General features: G+C 70.0%; 11 protein-coding genes. 8 read left to right on the forward strand and 3 right to left on the reverse strand.

The features are described from left to right. Positions 1 to 21: 21 nt before the first annotated feature. The 8 genes from QQK43_RS14415 (at position 22) to QQK43_RS14450 (ending at position 12,292) form a co-directional block, all read left to right on the forward strand. On the forward strand, positions 22 to 1,863 hold the full coding sequence (locus tag QQK43_RS14415; RefSeq protein ID WP_284308308.1) for an acyl-CoA dehydrogenase family protein: 1,842 nt from the start codon (positions 22 to 24) through the stop codon (positions 1,861 to 1,863). A 100-nt stretch (positions 1,864 to 1,963) separates the two neighbouring features. After that, positions 1,964 to 3,133, forward strand: a complete 1,170-nt coding sequence (locus QQK43_RS14420) for an acyl-CoA dehydrogenase family protein (protein WP_234264483.1) — start codon at positions 1,964 to 1,966, stop codon at positions 3,131 to 3,133. Between the two features lie 361 nt (positions 3,134 to 3,494). Then, positions 3,495 to 5,114 (forward strand): acyl-CoA carboxylase subunit beta, encoded by a 1,620-nt coding sequence (locus QQK43_RS14425; RefSeq protein WP_234264484.1) that lies wholly within the window; start codon positions 3,495 to 3,497, stop codon positions 5,112 to 5,114. A 20-nt stretch (positions 5,115 to 5,134) separates the two neighbouring features. Continuing rightward, positions 5,135 to 6,292 carry an acyl-CoA dehydrogenase family protein gene (locus QQK43_RS14430; RefSeq protein ID WP_234264485.1) on the forward strand — a complete coding sequence of 386 codons (1,158 nt, stop codon included), beginning with the start codon at positions 5,135 to 5,137 and terminating at the stop codon, positions 6,290 to 6,292. 14 nt (positions 6,293 to 6,306) lie between these two features. Further along, positions 6,307 to 8,295 (forward strand): acetyl-CoA carboxylase biotin carboxylase subunit, encoded by a 1,989-nt coding sequence (locus QQK43_RS14435; protein WP_284308309.1) that lies wholly within the window; start codon positions 6,307 to 6,309, stop codon positions 8,293 to 8,295. Positions 8,296 to 8,321: 26 nt separating this feature from the next. Then, entirely contained in the window at positions 8,322 to 9,101 is a 780-nt protein-coding gene (locus QQK43_RS14440; RefSeq protein WP_284308310.1) for an enoyl-CoA hydratase/isomerase family protein, read from the forward strand. Then, entirely contained in the window at positions 9,098 to 10,681 is a 1,584-nt protein-coding gene (locus tag QQK43_RS14445; protein WP_234264488.1) for an acyl-CoA synthetase, read from the forward strand. Before QQK43_RS14440 ends, QQK43_RS14445 begins: the two co-directional genes overlap by 4 nt. 33 nt (positions 10,682 to 10,714) lie before the next feature. Next, positions 10,715 to 12,292, forward strand: coding sequence for an acyl-CoA synthetase (locus tag QQK43_RS14450; RefSeq protein WP_284308311.1), 1,578 nt, complete (start codon positions 10,715 to 10,717; stop codon positions 12,290 to 12,292). A gap of 73 nt (positions 12,293 to 12,365) precedes the next feature. On the opposite strand, the gene QQK43_RS14455 is transcribed toward QQK43_RS14450, so the two are convergent. The 3 genes from QQK43_RS14455 to QQK43_RS14465 form a co-directional block, all read right to left on the reverse strand. After that, positions 12,366 to 13,130: a crotonase/enoyl-CoA hydratase family protein gene (locus QQK43_RS14455; RefSeq protein ID WP_284308312.1), complete on the reverse strand. Its 765-nt coding sequence runs from the start codon at positions 13,128 to 13,130 to the stop codon at positions 12,366 to 12,368. Further along, positions 13,127 to 14,311 (reverse strand): acetyl-CoA C-acyltransferase, encoded by a 1,185-nt coding sequence (locus QQK43_RS14460; protein ID WP_234264491.1) that lies wholly within the window; start codon positions 14,309 to 14,311, stop codon positions 13,127 to 13,129. The genes QQK43_RS14455 and QQK43_RS14460 overlap by 4 nt, the downstream gene beginning before the upstream one ends. 54 nt (positions 14,312 to 14,365) lie before the next feature. Further along, positions 14,366 to 15,925: 3-hydroxyacyl-CoA dehydrogenase (locus QQK43_RS14465; RefSeq protein ID WP_284308313.1), on the reverse strand; the 1,560-nt coding region annotated here is incomplete at its 5' end.

The raw sequence follows: 15,925 nt of genomic DNA on the forward strand, positions 1-15,925 counted from the left end.
CCGACCCCGTTGCTGACTGTTATGACCTTTCGTGCCACCCTGGACCTGCTGCTGCTCGACTGGCTGCAGGCCGACGCGCTGACGGCGCGCCCCCGTTTTGCCGAACACTCTGCGGACACCTTCGCCGCGGTGCTCGACCTCAGCGAACGCCTGGCGCAGGACAAGTTCGCGCCCCACAACCGGCGCGCCGACACCGAAGAGCCGCACTTCGACGGCGAGCGCGTGCACCTGCCCGAAGCCACGCGCGAGGCGGTGCAGGCCCATGCCGAAGCCGGCCTGCGCGCGGCGGGGCAGGACGCCGAATGCGGCGGCATGCAACTGCCCTACGTGGTGGAAGCGGCCTCGCGCAGCTTCTTCATGAAAGCCAGCATCGGTATCGACGCCTACGCCATGCTCACCACGGCCAACGCCAACCTGCTCATGGCGCATGGCACGCCGGCGCAGCGCACCGCGTTTGCCGTGCCCGAACTCGATGGCCGCTACACCGGCACCATGTGCCTGAGCGAGCCGCAGGCCGGCTCCAGCCTGGGGGACATCCTCACGCGCGCGGTGCCGGACGGCGCCGGCAGCGACGCCGATCCGCTCGGTCCGCGCTACCGCCTGCAGGGCCACAAGATGTGGATCTCCGGGGGCGAACACGAACTGTCCGACAACATCGTGCACCTGGTGCTGGCCAAGGTGCCCGGTGCCGACGGCCGCCTGCCGCCGGGCGTCAAGGGGATTTCGCTGTTCATCGTGCCGCGCTGGCTGGTCGATGCCGACGGCCGCCTCACCGGCACGCGCAACGACGTGGCGCTCGCCGGGCTCAACCACAAGCTGGGCTACCGCGGCACGGTCAACACCCTGCTCAATTTCGGGGAAGGCCGGTACCCGGTGGCCGGGCGCGCGGGTGCCGTCGGCTACCGCGTCGGGGCCGAAGGCGACGGCCTGCGCTGCATGTTCCACATGATGAACGAGGCGCGCATCCAGGTGGGGCTGGGGGCCACCATGCTCGGGTGGGCGGGCTACGAGGCCGCGCTCGACTACGCACGCCAGCGCCCCCAGGGCCGGCCCGCCGGCCCGGCCGGGCGGGACCCCGCCACACCGCCGCGGCCCATCATCGAACATCCCGATGTGCGCCGCATGCTGCTGGCGCAGAAGGCCTATGCCGAAGGCGGCCTGGCCCTGGGGCTGTACTGCGCGCGGCTGGTGGACGACAAGGCCACGGGCGACGCCGCGGTGGCCAGCGAGGCCGGTGCCTTGCTGGAGCTGCTCACCCCCGTGGCCAAAAGCTGGCCCAGCGAGTGGTGCCAGGAAGCCAACAGCCTGGCGATCCAGGTGCACGGCGGCTACGGCTATACGCGCGATTTCGCGGTGGAACAGTACTGGCGCGACAACCGGCTGAACATGATCCACGAGGGCACGCACGGCATCCAGGCGCAGGACCTGCTGGGTCGCAAGGTGCGCGCCGAGGGCGGCCGGGCGCTGGCCTTGTGGCAGGCCCGGCTGCAGGACACGGCGCGCCGCGCGCGCGCGGTGGTGGCCCTGCAGCCGATGGCCGATGCGCTGGAGGACGCGGCCGCACTCGTCACCGCCGCCACCCAGGCCGCCTGGCGCGGCGACCGGCCCGACGTGGCCACCCACAACGCCATGGGCTATCTGCGCGGCTTCGGCCACACCGTGGTGGCCTGGCTCTGGCTCGATCTGGCGACGCTGGCGTCACAGCGCCTGGAGGCTGGCGCGGGCGATGCCCAGCTGCTGCAGGGCCAACTGGCGGCGGCGCGTTACTTCTTCGTGCGCGAGCTGCCCCAGGTGGGGGCCTGGCTGGCGCCGGTGATCGACGGCGACGACCAGCTGGCCACGCTCGACACGGACGTGCTCTGAGGTCAGCCACTGCGCGCAAGTCGCGGCGGGGGCCGGTTCCTAGAATGAAATGCGCGGCCCGCAGCCACCCCGGCTGCGGGGCTTTCCCCCTCTCAGCCCCATGTTCGACTTTCCTTCCGCGCCCCATTACTTCACCGCCGAACACGACGCCTTCCGCGAAGCGCTGCGCGACTTCGTGGCGCGCGAGATCACCCCGTTCGCGGCCGACTGGGACGAGGCCGAAGGCTTTCCGCGCGAGCTCTATCGCAAGGCCGCCGATCTGGGCGTGCTGGGCGTGGGCTACGACGAAGCCTATGGCGGCACACCGGCCGACGTGTTCTACCACCTCATCGTTTCGGAAGAGATTGCGCGCTGCGGCGCCGGTGGCGTGGGGGCGTCGCTGCTCTCGCACACCATCGGGCTGCCGCCCGTGGCCCGTTTCGGCAGCGAGGCGCTGAAGCAGCGCATCATTCCCGAGGTGCTGCGCGGCGAAAAGATCGCCGCGCTGGCGGTGACCGAGCCCTCGGGCGGCTCCGACGTGGCGGCGCTCAAGACCACCGCCGTGCGCGATGGCGACCACTACGTCGTCAACGGCGAAAAGGTCTTCATCACCTCGGGCATGCGGGCCGACTACTTCACGGTCGCGGTGCGCACCGATCCGGCCAGCAAGGGCGCCTCGGGCATTTCGGCGTTGCTGATCGAAGGCGACGCGGCGGGCCTCTCGCGCACCGCGCTCAAGAAGATGGGCTGGTGGGCGTCGGACACGGCGCACCTGCGCTTCGACAACGTGCGCGTGCCGGCGAGTCAGTTGCTGGGCGTGGAGCACCAGGGCTTCAAGGTGTTCATGAACAACTTCAACAGCGAGCGCCTGGGCATGTCGGCGCAGGCCTGCGCCTACGCGCAGGTCTGTCTGGAAGAGGCGCTGGACTGGGCGCGCGAACGCAAGACCTTCGGCATGAGCCTGTCCGAGAGGCAGGTGATCCGCCACAAGCTGGTCGACATGTACGCCCGCATCGACGCCGCGCGCAGCCTGATCTACGACCTGGCCTGGCGCCTGCGCGAAGGGGTGGGCGACGCCAACGAGCTGGTCGCCCGCACCTGCATGGCCAAGATCCTGTCGACGCAGGCCATGCAGTTCTGCGCCGACCAGGCGGTGCAGATCCTGGGCGGCATGGGGTTCATGCGCGGTACCCGCAGCGAACGCATCTACCGCGAGGTCAAGGTGATGATGATCGGTGGCGGTTCCGAAGAAATCATGAAAGACCTGTCGGCGCGCCAGCTCGGTTTCTGAGCGGGCGTTCGGCGGCGCCCTGCCGGAGGCGGCCCTGAGCCTGGGCGGCCTGTGGATTCCCGCGTGCGCGGGAATGACGGGTGCTGGGTGCCCGGGACACGCGCCAAGGGCGAAGCGTTGGGGGGCAGGTGATCCGCCGCCGGGTCGCTGTGAGGTGGCTGGATTCCCGCGTTCGCGGGAATGACGGCTTCCCTGCGGGCACCGACTCGTGCAGCGGCGGAGCGTGGGGGCCACCCCGGGACAACCCGGGCCGCAGGCAGCCAATTCTCGCAAGACACTGTGTCGCGGCACTCCTACGATGACTTCCACACCGTCGCCAGGCCTTCGGCCCCGCGGCACCGAGCGCAATCTTCCGATTCCTATGGCACACATCGAGTCCCAACTGTCCGTCACCAGTGACACCTACCAGGCCAACCGCGAAGGCATGCAGGCGCTGCTTGAGCGTGTGCGTCTGTACGAAGCCCGCGCGCGCCAGAAATCGGCCGCCTCGCGCGAGCGGTTTGAAAAGCGCGGGCAGATGCTGCCGCGCGACCGCCTTGCGCTGTTGCTCGACCCGGGTGCGCCCTTTCTCGAAATCGCCTCGCTCGCGGGCCTGGGCATGGACCAGGCCGACCTCGACCGCAGCGTGCCCGGCGGTGGCGTGATCGCCGGCATCGGCTTCGTTTCGGGCATCCGCTGCATGGTGATGGCGTCCGACTCCGGCATCGACGCCGGCGCGCTCCAGCCCATGGGGCTGGACAAGATCCTGCGCGTGCAGGAGCTGGCGCTGGAAAACAAGCTGCCCTATGTGCAACTCGTCGAAAGCGCGGGCGCGAACCTCATGGCCTACCGGGTCGAAGACTTCATCCACGGCGGCAGTTCCTTCCGCAACCTGGCGCGCCTGTCGGCCGCGGGCTTGCCGGTGGTGACGGTGACGCACGGCTCGTCCACCGCCGGCGGCGCCTACCAGACCGGCCTGTCCGACTACATCATCCTGGTGCGGGGGCGCTCCAGGGCCTTCCTGGCCGGCCCGCCGCTGCTCAAGGCCGCCACGGGCGAAATCGCCACCGAGGAAGAGCTCGGCGGCGCGGTGATGCACACCAGCATCTCGGGCCTGGGCGACTACCTCGCCGAGGACGACCGCGACGCGCTGCGCATCGCCCGCGAGGTGCTGGGCCAGATCGACTGGAACCGCGACACGCCCGCCGATGCGCCGCGCGCCTTCAAGCCGCCCCGCTACGACACCGAGGAGCTGCTGGGCATCATGCCGATGGACCACAAGCGGCCGGTGGACATGAAGGAGGTGATCGCGCGCATTGCCGACGACTCCGAGTTCCTGGAGTTCGGCGAGAACTACGGCAGCGCCACCGTCTGCGGCCACCTCAAGATCGAAGGCTGGCCGCTGGGCGTGATCACCAACAACGGCCCCATCGACCCGGCCGGCGCCACCAAGGCCACGCACTTCATCCAGGCCTGCTGCCAGTCGAAGACGCCCATCCTCTACCTCAACAACACGACCGGCTTCATGGTCGGCCGCGCCTACGAGGAGGGCGGCATCATCAAGCACGGCTCCAAGATGATCCAGGCCGTGACCAACGCCACCGTGCCGCAGATCACCATCTACTGCGGCGCCTCGTTCGGCGCCGGCAACTACGGCATGTGCGGCCGCGGCTTCCATCCGCGCTTCTGCTTCTCGTGGCCCAACGCCAAGACGGCGGTCATGGGCGGCGAGCAGGCGGCGCAGACCATGGCCATCGTCACCGAGGCGGCGATGCGCCGCAAAGGTGAGGTGGACCACGCCAAGATCGAAGCGCTCAAGCAGGGCATCGTCGAACGGTTCGACCGCCAGATGAGCGTGTTCACCACCAGCGCGCGCCTGCTCGATGACGGCGTCATCGACCCGCGCGACACCCGCGCCGTGCTGGCCAACGTGCTGGCCCTGTGCCGCGAAGCCGCCGCCCGCGAACCCCAGGCCATGCAGTTCTCCGTGGCCCGCCCCTGAATCTTTCGCCCAACCCCGCCATGCAACTCACCCCCGAACACGAACAGATCCGTGACACCATCCGCCGCTGGATTGCCGAGAAGGTCAATCCCCATGTGGACGCCTGGGAGGAGGCCGAAATCTTCCCCGCCCACCAGGTGTTCCGCCAGATGGGCGAACTGGGCCTGCTGGGCCTGAACAAGCCGGTCGAAAACGGTGGCATGGGGCTGGACTATTCCTACGCCGCCGTGCTGGCCGAAGAGCTGGCGCAGATCAACTGCGGCGGCATTCCCATGGCCATCGGCGTGCAGACCGACATGTGCACGCCAGCGCTGGCCCACCGCGGCAGTGCGGAGCTGCGGGCCGAGTTCCTGGCGCCCGCCATCTCGGGCGAATACGTCGGCTGCCTGGGCGTGTCCGAAGTGGGCAGCGGCTCCGACGTGGCGTCCATCAAGACCACCGCGCGCAAGGACGGGGACGACTACATCATCAACGGCGGCAAGATGTGGACCACCAACGGCACGCAGGCCGACTTCTGCTGCGTGCTGGCCAACACCTCCGACGGCCCGGTGCACAAGAACAAGTCGCTCATCATCGTGCCGATGAAGACCAAGGGCGTCGAGGTTGCCAAGAAGATCCGCAAGATCGGCATGGACGCCTCCGACACCGCGCAGCTGTTCTTCGACGATGTGCGCGTGCCGCAGCGCTACCGCGTGGGCGAGGAGGGGCAGGGCTTCATCTACCAGATGGAGCAGTTCCAGGTCGAGCGCCTGTGGGGCGCGCTCAACACCTGCGCCTTCGCACAGCGCGCCATCGACATCACCATCGAATACACACGCGATCGCCAGGTGTTCGGCAAGCCGCTGCTGGACAACCAGGTGGTGTACTTCAAGCTGGCCGAACTGCAGGCCGAGGTGGAGGCCGTGCGCGCGCTGAACTGGCGTGGCGTGGAAATGATCGTGCGCGGCGAAGACGCCACCCACGTGGCCACCATGGCCAAGTTCAAGGTGGGCCGTCTGGTGCGCCAGGTGACCGACAGCTGCCTGCAGTACTGGGGCGGCATGGGCTTCGTCAAAGAGAGCCTCATCTCGCGCTTCTACCGCGACTTCCGCCTCAGCTCCATCGGCGGTGGCGCCGACGAGGTGATGCTGCAGATCCTGTCCAAGAACATGGGCATCTTCCCCAAGAAAGCCGCCTGAGCGCCCTGCCCACCATGACCACTGCGACCCCTTTCCACAAGATCCTGATCGCCAACCGGGGCGAGATCGCGCTGCGCGTGATCCGCTCCGCCCGTGCCATGGGCTACCAGACCGTGGCCGTCTACTCCACCGCCGACGCCGCTTCGCGCCACGTGCTCGAAGCCGACCAGGCGGTGTGCATCGGCGAGCCGCTGCCGGCGCAGAGCTACCTGCGCATCGACGCCATCGTCGAAGCCGCGCGCCGCACCGGCGCCGACGCGGTCCACCCCGGCTACGGCTTCCTGGCCGAGAACGAAGACTTCGCGCGCGCCTGCCGCGACGCCGGCCTGGTCTTCATCGGTCCGTCGCCCGAAGCCATCATCGCCATGGGCCACAAGGCCGGTGCCAAGCAGATCATGATGGACGCGGGCGTGCCCTGCATCCCCGGCTACCAGGGCGAGGACCAGAGCGAGGCGCGCCTGGCGGCCGAGGCCGAACGCATCGGCTTTCCGGTGATGATCAAGGCCACCGCCGGCGGTGGCGGGCGCGGCATGCGCCTGGTCGAAAGCGCCAAGGCGTTTCCCGAGCTGCTGCGCAGCGCGCAGTCCGAAGCGCTGAACGCCTTCGGCGACGCCGAGGTGATCCTGGAGCGCGCCATCATCGAGCCGCGCCACATCGAGATCCAGATCTTCGCCGACCGCCACGGCAACGCCATCCACCTGGGCGAGCGCGACTGTTCGGTGCAGCGTCGCCACCAGAAGGTGGTGGAAGAGGCGCCGTCGCCCGCTGTGGATGCGGCCCTGCGCGAACGCATGGGCGCCACCGCGGTGGCCGCGGTCAAGGCCATCCGCTACGAAGGCGCGGGCACGCTGGAGTTCCTGCTCGACCAGCAGGGCCAGTTCTATTTCATGGAGATGAACACCCGGCTGCAGGTGGAGCACCCGGTCACCGAAGCCATCACCGGCCTCGACCTGGTGGAACTGCAACTGCGGGTCGCCGCGGGCGAGGCCTTGCCGCTGCGCCAGGAAGACGTGCGCTTACAGGGACACGCCATCGAGGTGCGCCTGTGCGCCGAAGACGTGGACCGCGGCTTCATGCCCCAGAGCGGCACGCTGCGCCTGTGGCAGCCCGCGCAGACCCTGCGCGTGGAGCAGGCGCTGCGCAGCGGCGCCGAGATCCCGCCGTTCTACGACTCCATGATCGCCAAGGTGATCGCCCACGGCGCCACGCGCGACGAAGCGCGCCGCCGCCTGCTGCAGGGCCTGCACCAGACCGTGGCGCTGGGCGTGACCACCAACCAGGTGTTCCTGGGCGCCTGCCTGCGCCACCCGGTGTTCGCCGAAGGCGGCGCCACCACGGCCTTCATCGCCCGCCACCAGGATGCCCTGCTGCAGCCCGACGCCGCCGTGCGCGAGCGGGCGCTGGTGCTGGCGGCCGCACTGCTGTTCGAAACCGCGGGCGGCGCGCCGGCGCGGCCCCTGCTGCGCCGCCTCGCCCACCGACTGCCCGTGGGCCTGCTGCTGGAAGTCAACGGCGCGCGCCACAGCGTGCACGTGGCGCAGACCGGTCCCGATCACTTCCTGGTCACGATCGGGGAAACCGAGCACGGCGTGGCGCTGGTGGCCACCGACACCCAGGGCGACGCCGGCCGGGTGCGCGTGGTGCTCGACGGGGTCATGGAAAGCGCCGATTTCGTGCGCGACGGGGCCCAGCTCTGGCTGCATTACGCCGGCCAGCCCGTGACCGTGACCGACCTGACCCGCAGCGCCGCACAGCGCGCCAGCGACAGCGGGGGCGACGGCAAGGTGCGGGCCTCCATGAACGGCCGCGTGGTCGCGGTGCTGGTGGCCGAAGGCGACCAGGTCGAGGCCGGTCAGCCCGTGGTCACGCTCGAAGCCATGAAGATGGAACACGTGCACCTGGCCCCGGTGGCCGGCCGCGTGCTCGGCCTGAGCGTGGGCGTGGGTGAGCAGGTCACGGCGCGCCGCGTGCTCGCTGAGATCGAGGCGCCGGTGGCGGCCTGAAGACCCGGACCCAAGGAGACAAGACCATGAGTGAAGCGCCCGAAGTCCTGCTGGAAAAACGCGGCCAGGCTTTCTGGATCACCATCAACCGGCCCGAGAAGCGCAACGCCCTGCACGCAGGCGTGATCGCGCTCATGCGCGAAGGCCTGCGCCAGGCGCACGCCGACCCCGAGGTGCGCGCCATCGTGCTCACAGGCAGTGGTGACAAGGCCTTCTGCGCCGGTGGCGACCTGCAGCCGGGCAAGGGCTTCGCGTTCGACTTTTCCAAGCCCAGCGTCGACTACGCCGACCTGCTGCGCGAAGCCCAGAACGCCACACTGCCTCTCATCGCGCGCATCAACGGCACCTGCATGGCCGGCGGCATGGGCCTGCTGTGCATGGTGGACCTGGCCGTGGCGGCCGACCACGCGCTGTTCGGCCTGCCCGAGGTCAAGGTCGGGGTGTTCCCGATGCAGGTGCTCAGCCTGCTGCAGGACCTGGTGCCGCGCCGCACCGTGCGCGAATGGGCGCTGACCGGCGAGCCCCTGAGCGCGGCCGATGCGCTCGACGCCGGCCTGCTCAACCACGTGGTGCCGGCCGCCGATCTGGACGCCAAGGTCGACTGGCTGCTGGGCCGGCTGGTGGACAAGTCGCCCACCGCCATCCGGCGCGGCAAGTACGCCATGCGCGCCATCGAGGCGATGTCGTTCGACCAGGCCATCGCCTACACCGAGAGCCAGATCGCGCTGCTGGCCATGACCGAAGACGCCCGGGAAGGCCTGGCCGCCTTCAACGAGCGGCGCAAACCCGTGTGGACCGGCCGATGAACGCTGGCGCGCCTGCGGTGTCCCTGCCGGACTGGCCCGGTTCCCGCGCCGGTTTGACCACGCCCGTGCTCGGCCTGGCGACCTGGCTGCGCCGCGTGGCCGAACGCCACCCGCACCGGCCGGCGATCACCTGCGACGAGCGCACCTGGACCTATGCCGAGCTGCAGCAGCGCGTGGAGGCCATGGCCGCCGTGCTCGCGGCGCAGGGCCTGCAAGCGGGTGACCGCGTCGGTTACCTGGGGTTCAATCACCCGCTGTTCCTGGTCGCGCTGCACGCGTGCGCGCGCCTCAACGCCATCTTCGTGCCGCTGAACTTCCGCCTCTCCGGGCCGGAGATCGCCTTCATCGCCGAAGACGCGGGCCTGCGCGTGCTGCTGGCCGATGCGGCGCACCGGCCGGTGGTCGATGGCATCCGCGACGGGCTGCGCTGCCCGTGTTACCTCGCGCTCGATGGCGAAGCCCCTGGCTGGGCAACGCTGCCGGCGCTGGACCGCCCGGCCGCCGCGGTGCCGGCCGAGCAACCCACCGCGCCCGACGACGTGGCGCTGATCATGTACACCTCGGGCACCACCGGTCACCCCAAGGGCGCCATGCTCACGCACGGCAACTTCTGGACCAACAACCTCAACGGCATCCTGAGCAACGGCCTGCGCTGCGAGGACGTGGTGCTCAACTTCGCGCCGCTGTTCCACGTCGGTGGCCTGTGTTCGGTCTCGATGCCGGCCATGCAGGCCGGCGCCCACCTGGTGCTGCACCGGGCCTGGGACGCCGAGGCCGTGATGCACGACATCGCCCGCCACCGGGTGAGCGTCACCTTTGCGGTGCCGTCGATGCTGCTGTTCATGAGCCAGCACCCCGGTTTCGGAGCCGCCGACCTGTCCAGCCTGCGCACCATCGCAGTGGGCGGTGCGCCCATGCCGCTGCCGCTGCTGCAGCGCTACGCCGAGCGTGGCATTCCGGTCAACCAGGGTTTCGGCATGACCGAAACCACCGCCACCGTCAGCCTGCTCATCCCCGAGCGAAGCATCGACAAGCTCGGTTCCTGCGGCACGCCGGCGCTGCTGACCGAGGTCTGCCTCAAGGACTACGAGGGCCGCCTGATCACCGAACCCCACCAGCGCGGCGAGCTGTGCATCCGCGGGGGCAACGTGATGCGGGGCTACTGGAATCGCCCCGACGCCACGGCAGCGGCCTTCGACGACGAGGGCTGGTTCCACAGCGGCGACGTGGCCTACGTCGACGAAGACGGCTTCTATTTCATCTGCGACCGCCTCAAGGACATGGTCATCAGCGGTGGCGAAAACGTCTACCCGGCCGAGGTCGAGAGCGTGCTCTACCGCCATCCCGCCGTGGCCGAGGTGGCCGTGATCGGCGCGCCCGACGAGCGCTGGGGCGAACGCGTGGTGGCCGTGGCCGCGCTGAAGCCGGGCGAGCAGCTCACGCTGGAAGCCTTGCAGGCCTTTGCGCGGCAGGAATTGGCCGGCTACAAGCTGCCGCGCGAGCTGCGTATCGTCGATGCGCTGCCGCGCAACCCCACCGGCAAGGTGCTCAAGGCGCGCCTGCGGCAACCTGCCCCCTGAGTTTCATCCCCCAGAAAAAACGGAGACAAGCGCATGAGCCCGATTCCATCCCTGCCCGCCGACGGCTTCGGCGGCGTGCCCGCGCCCTGGCCCAAGATCGCCATGGGCCAGTGGTTCACCGAACGCGCGCGGCGCGACGGTGGCCGCCAGGCCCTGACCTTCGAGGGCCGCACCTGGACCTATGCCGAGATGCTGGCCGACATCGACCGCCTGGCCGGCGCCCTGCGCGCCGGCGGCATCGAGCCGGGCACCCGCGTCGGCTACCTCGGGTTCAACCATCCGATGTTCTTCGTCGCGCTGTTCGCGTGTTCCAAGATCGGCGCCATCTTCGTGCCGCTGAACTTCCGCCTGGCCGGGCCCGAGTTCGAATACATCATCAACGACGCGGGCGTGCACACGCTGCTGGTCGACACCGACCACATCGCGGTCATCGACTCGGTGCGCGACCGGCTGCACTGCCAGCGCTACCTGTGCGCCCACGGCCAGCCGGCCGACCCCGCGCGCTGGCCCGGTGCGGCCGAGGCGATGGCGGCGGCCACGCCCGTGAGCGAGGCGCACCAGCCGCACCAGGACGACGTGGCGGTGATCATGTACACCTCCGGCACCACCGGCCGGCCCAAGGGCGCGATGCTGACCGTGGGCAACTTCTGGTGGAACCACGTCAACGAGCTGGTGATGCTCGACATGCGTCCCGACGACGTGCTGCTGACCTTCGCGCCCGTGTTCCACATCGGCGCGCTCAACGTGCTCACGCTCACCAACTTCCTCAAGGGCGCGCACATGGTGCTGCACCGGGGCTTCGACCCCGGCCTGGCGCTGCGCGACATCGCGGCCTACCGGGTGACCACCATCTTCGCGGTGCCGGCGATGCTGCTGTTCATCAGCCAGCATCCGGACTTCGCCAGCGCCGACACGTCCACCGTGCGCACCGTGATGTGCGGTGGCGCGCCGTGTCCCGAGCCGCTGCTGCACCTGCTGGACCAGCGCGGCATCCTCGTCCAACAGGGCTACGGCCTGACCGAGACGGCTGCCATGGCGACCGCGCTGTCGAGCGAATGGGCCACGGCCAAGATCGGTTCGGTGGGGGTGTCGCCCCTGTTGACCGACGTGTGCATCATGACCGCCGATGGCCAGAAAGTGACCGAGCCGCACGCGCGCGGTGAGGTCTGCGTGCGGGGCATGAACGTCACCCGCGGCTACTGGAACCAGCCCGAAGCCACGCGCAACGCCATCGACACCGAGCACTGGTTCCGTACCGGCGACGTGGGCTACTTCGACGAGCAGGGCTTCTATTACATCTGCGACCGGGTCAAAGACATGATCATCACCGGCGGCGAAAACGTCTACCCGGCAGAGGTCGAGAGCGTGCTGTTCGGGCACCCCGCCGTGGCCGAGGTCGCCGTGATCGGTGTGCCCGATGCGCAGTGGGGCGAAGCGGTGGTGGCGGTGGTGGCACTCAAGCCGGGCAGCCAGCTCACGCTGGACGATCTGCGCGATTTCGCCACCGAGCGCCTGGCGCGCTACAAGGTGCCCAAGCAGATGCGCCTCGTCGATGCCCTGCCGCGCAACCCGACCGGCAAGGTGCTCAAGTACAAGCTGCGGGAGACCTGAAGCACCCCCTGCGCCGCTGACGCGGCTTCCCCCTGCGTGGCGCGCCGGTGGCGCTTCGCGGGGGGGGCTGCCTCTAACGACCGCGCCAGACCGGCGCGCGTTTTTCGGCAAAGGCGCGTGCACCTTCGAGCGCGTCTGCCGAGTGGCCGATCGGGTCGGCCAGCGGGGCCTGGCGGGCGAACATCTCGTCGGCCGGCCAGGTGGCCGACTCGATCACGATGCGTTTGCTGGCGCGCACCGCCAGCGGGGCCTGTTCGGCAATGCGTGCGGCGAGTTGCAGCGCCTGCGCCAGGGCCTCCCCGGGCGCCGCGAGCCGGTTCACCAGGCCCTGCGACCAGGCGCGCTCGGCGGACAGCAGGTCGCCCGTGAGCGCCATTTCCATGGCCAGGAAGTAGGGCAGGCGGCGCGGCAGCCGCATCAGCCCGCCGGCCGACGCCACCAGGCCTCGGCGTACCTCGGGCAGGCCGAACTGCGCGTTGTCGGCGGCGACGATCAGGTCGCAGGCCAGCGCGAGTTCGAAGCCACCGGCCACCGCATACCCTTCCACGGCGGCGATGATGGGCTTGGCCGGCGGGCGCTCGGTCAGCCCGCCGAAGCCGCGCACCGGGTCCCAGGGCAGTTCGCCCTGGGTGAAGGCCTTGAGGTCCATGCCGGCGCAGAAGTGCCCGCCGTCGCCGGTGATCACCGCCACGCGGCAGGTGTCGTCGGCCTCCAGCGCGTCGATGGCGGCGGCGATGCGCCGCGCCAGCGTGCCGGTCATGGCGTTGCGCGCCTGCGGGCGGCTGATGCGCAGCACGCGCACCGGCCCGTGCGGCTCGATCTGCAGCTCCTCGCTCATGCCACCTCGAACAGGCCGGCCGCGCCCATGCCGCCGCCCACGCACATGGTGACCACCACGTACTTCACGCCGCGGCGTTTGCCTTCGATCAGCGCGTGGCCGACCAGGCGGGCGCCGGTCATGCCATAGGGGTGGCCGATGGAGATGCCGCCGCCGTCGACGTTGTAGCGCTCCGGGTCGATGCCCAGGTGGTCGCGGCAGTACAGCGCCTGGCAGGCGAAGGCTTCGTTCAGTTCCCACAGGCCGATGTCGTCGACCTTGAGGCCGTGGCGCTGCAGCAGTTTGGGGATGGCGTAGATGGGGCCGATGCCCATTTCTTCGGGGGCGCAGCCGGCCACGGCCATGCCGCGGTAGAGGCCCAGCGGGGCCAGGCCGCGCTTTTCGGCCAGTGCGCGGTCCATCACCACGCAGGCCGACGCACCGTCGGAGAGCTGGCTGGCATTGCCCGCGGTGATCACGCCGCCTTCGAGCACGGGCTTGAGCGACTGCAGGCTTTCGAGCGTGGTCTCGGGGCGGTTGCCCTCGTCGCGTGCGAGCGTGATGTCGCGGTAGCTGACCTGTTCGGTGGCCTTGTCGACCACCGCCATCTGTGTGGCGATGGGCACGATCTCGGCGTCGAGCCGGCCGGCCTGCTGGGCGGCGGCGGTGCGCTGCTGCGACTGCAGCGCATAGGCGTCCTGCGCGTCGCGGCCGATGCCGTACTTCTTCGCCACGAACTCGGCCGTCTGCAGCATCGGCATGTAGGCATGCGCGGCGCGTGCGATGACGGCCGGGTCGGCCTCGGCCGCGACCCACTTCATGTAGGCGTTCTGCACCGCCGAGATGTTCTCCTGCCCACCGGCCACGACCACGTCCATGCCGTCGGCGGTGACCTGCTTGGCGGCGGTGGCAATGGCCATCAGGCCCGACGCGCACTGGCGGTCCATGGTCTGGCCGGCCACGCTCAGCGGCAGGCCTGCGGCCAGCAGCGCGTTGCGCGCGAGGTTCATGCCGGCGGTGCCGGCGCTGAGCACGGTGCCGATCACCACGTCCTCGATCTCGCCGCCCTCGATGCCGGCGCGTTCGACCGCGTGGCGGATGGCGTGCGCCATCAGCGTGGGCGACTTGGTGTGGTTGAACGCCCCTTTGAAGGCCCGCCCGATGGGGGTGCGGGCGGTGGACACGATGACAGCTTCTCTCATGGAATGGCTCCGTAGACAGGGTGAGGGATCGGGCGCCGCTGGCGGCGCAGGGGGTCAGGACCGGGACAGGCGGCCGCCTTCGGCGGCCAGGCGCCGCAGCAGCGGGCTCACGCTCCAGTAGCCGAAGGGGTTGCCGCGCACGGCGGCGTAGTGGTCCAGACGCTGCACCAGCAGCGGCAGGCCGGTTTGATCGGCCAGGAACATCGGGCCGCCCTGGTGGACCGGGAAGCCGTAGCCGGCGGTCCAGACCACGTCGATGTCGCTGCCGCGGTAGGCAATGCCTTCTTCCAGGATGCGCGCGCCTTCGTTGACCATGCTGTAGATCAGGCGTTCGATGATCTCGGTGTCGGTGATGTCGCTGCGGCGGGCGATGCCGTGCTGCTGCGCCAGCGCCTCGCACACGGCCTGCGTCTCGGGGTTGGCCAGCGGCGTGCGGCCTTCGTAGCGGTAGTAGCCGGCGCCGGTCTTCTGGCCGAAGTGGCCCAGCTCGAACAGCTTGCGCACGACCACGCGGTAGGTCGGGTCGGGCGGCAGGCCACCGGCCTTCTCGTACTCGATCACGGTCTTGGCGCCGACGTCGATGCCGGCCATGTCGAGCATGCGGCATGGCCCCATGGCCAGGCCCAGGCTTTCGATGGCACCGTCGATCTGTGCCGGTGTCGCGCCTTCGAGCAGCAGGAATTCGGCTTCGCGCATGTAGACCTCGGCCATGCGGTTGCCGATGAAGCCGTAGCACACGCCCGAGACGGCCGCGACCTTGCCGATGCGCTTGGCCAGCTGCATCACGGTGGCCAGGGCGTCGGGCGCGGTCTGCGCGCCGCGCACCACTTCCAGCAGGCGCATCACGTTGGCCGGGCTGAAGAAGTGCGTGCCCAGCACGTCGGCCGCGCGCCCGGAGGCGGCAGCGATCTGGTCCACGTCCAGCGTCGAGGTGTTGGTGGCGATGATGGCGCCGGGCTTGCAAATGGCGCCCAGGCGCTGGGCGATCTGCTGCTTGAGCGCCATGTTCTCGAACACGGCTTCGATGACGATGTCGCAGTCGGCAAAGTCGGTGTCGTTGAGCGAGGGCGTCAACCGGGCCAGGCGGCGGTCGCGCTCCTCGGCGGCCAGCCGGCCCTTGCTGACGGTGGCGTCGTAGTTCTTGCGGATCGTGGCCAGGCCGCGCTCCAGCGCTTCGGAACTGGCCTCGACCAGCACGGTGTCGTAGCCGGCGTTGATGAAGCACATGGCGATGCCGCCCCCCATGGTGCCCGCGCCGAGCACGCCCACCTTGCGGATGGGGCGCAGCGCAACGTCTTTGGGCAGGCCGGGGATTTTTTCGGCCGCACGCTCGGCGAAGAACAGGTGGCGCATGGCCTGCGAGGTGCCCGATCGCAGCACGCGGGCGAACCACTCGGCTTCCACCTGTTCGCCTTGCGGGAAGGGCAGGGTGGCGGCGGCGCGCACGCTCTCGACGATGGCTTCGTGGGCCGGGTACTGGGGTTGCGAACGCGCCTTGGCCAGCGCCTGGTCGAGCAGCCCGTCGGGCAGCGAGGCCGGGTCCACCGTGAGCGCGCTGGTGCGGCGCGGCGTGCCGCCCGCCAGGGCGAGGGCCTGGGCCCGGGCCAGCGCGGC

Source organism: Hydrogenophaga electricum, from assembly GCF_030160815.1.
Classification (GTDB): Bacteria; Pseudomonadota; Gammaproteobacteria; order Burkholderiales; family Burkholderiaceae_C; genus Hydrogenophaga; species Hydrogenophaga electricum.

Excerpts from the sequence above, each read along its gene's own strand:
- QQK43_RS14435 (WP_284308309.1), top strand. The coding sequence starts at position 6,307 with ATGACCACTGCGACCCCTTTCCACAAGATCCTGATCGCCAACCGGGGC.
- QQK43_RS14415 (WP_284308308.1), top strand. The coding sequence starts at position 22 with ATGACCTTTCGTGCCACCCTGGACCTGCTGCTGCTCGACTGGCTGCAG.
- QQK43_RS14425 (WP_234264484.1), top strand. The coding sequence starts at position 3,495 with ATGGCACACATCGAGTCCCAACTGTCCGTCACCAGTGACACCTACCAG.
- QQK43_RS14440 (WP_284308310.1), top strand. The coding sequence starts at position 8,322 with ATGAGTGAAGCGCCCGAAGTCCTGCTGGAAAAACGCGGCCAGGCTTTC.
- QQK43_RS14460 (WP_234264491.1), bottom strand. The coding sequence starts at position 14,311 with ATGAGAGAAGCTGTCATCGTGTCCACCGCCCGCACCCCCATCGGGCGG.
- QQK43_RS14420 (WP_234264483.1), top strand. The coding sequence starts at position 1,964 with ATGTTCGACTTTCCTTCCGCGCCCCATTACTTCACCGCCGAACACGAC.
- QQK43_RS14430 (WP_234264485.1), top strand. The coding sequence starts at position 5,135 with ATGCAACTCACCCCCGAACACGAACAGATCCGTGACACCATCCGCCGC.
- QQK43_RS14445 (WP_234264488.1), top strand. The coding sequence starts at position 9,098 with ATGAACGCTGGCGCGCCTGCGGTGTCCCTGCCGGACTGGCCCGGTTCC.
- QQK43_RS14455 (WP_284308312.1), bottom strand. The coding sequence starts at position 13,130 with ATGAGCGAGGAGCTGCAGATCGAGCCGCACGGGCCGGTGCGCGTGCTG.
- QQK43_RS14450 (WP_284308311.1), top strand. The coding sequence starts at position 10,715 with ATGAGCCCGATTCCATCCCTGCCCGCCGACGGCTTCGGCGGCGTGCCC.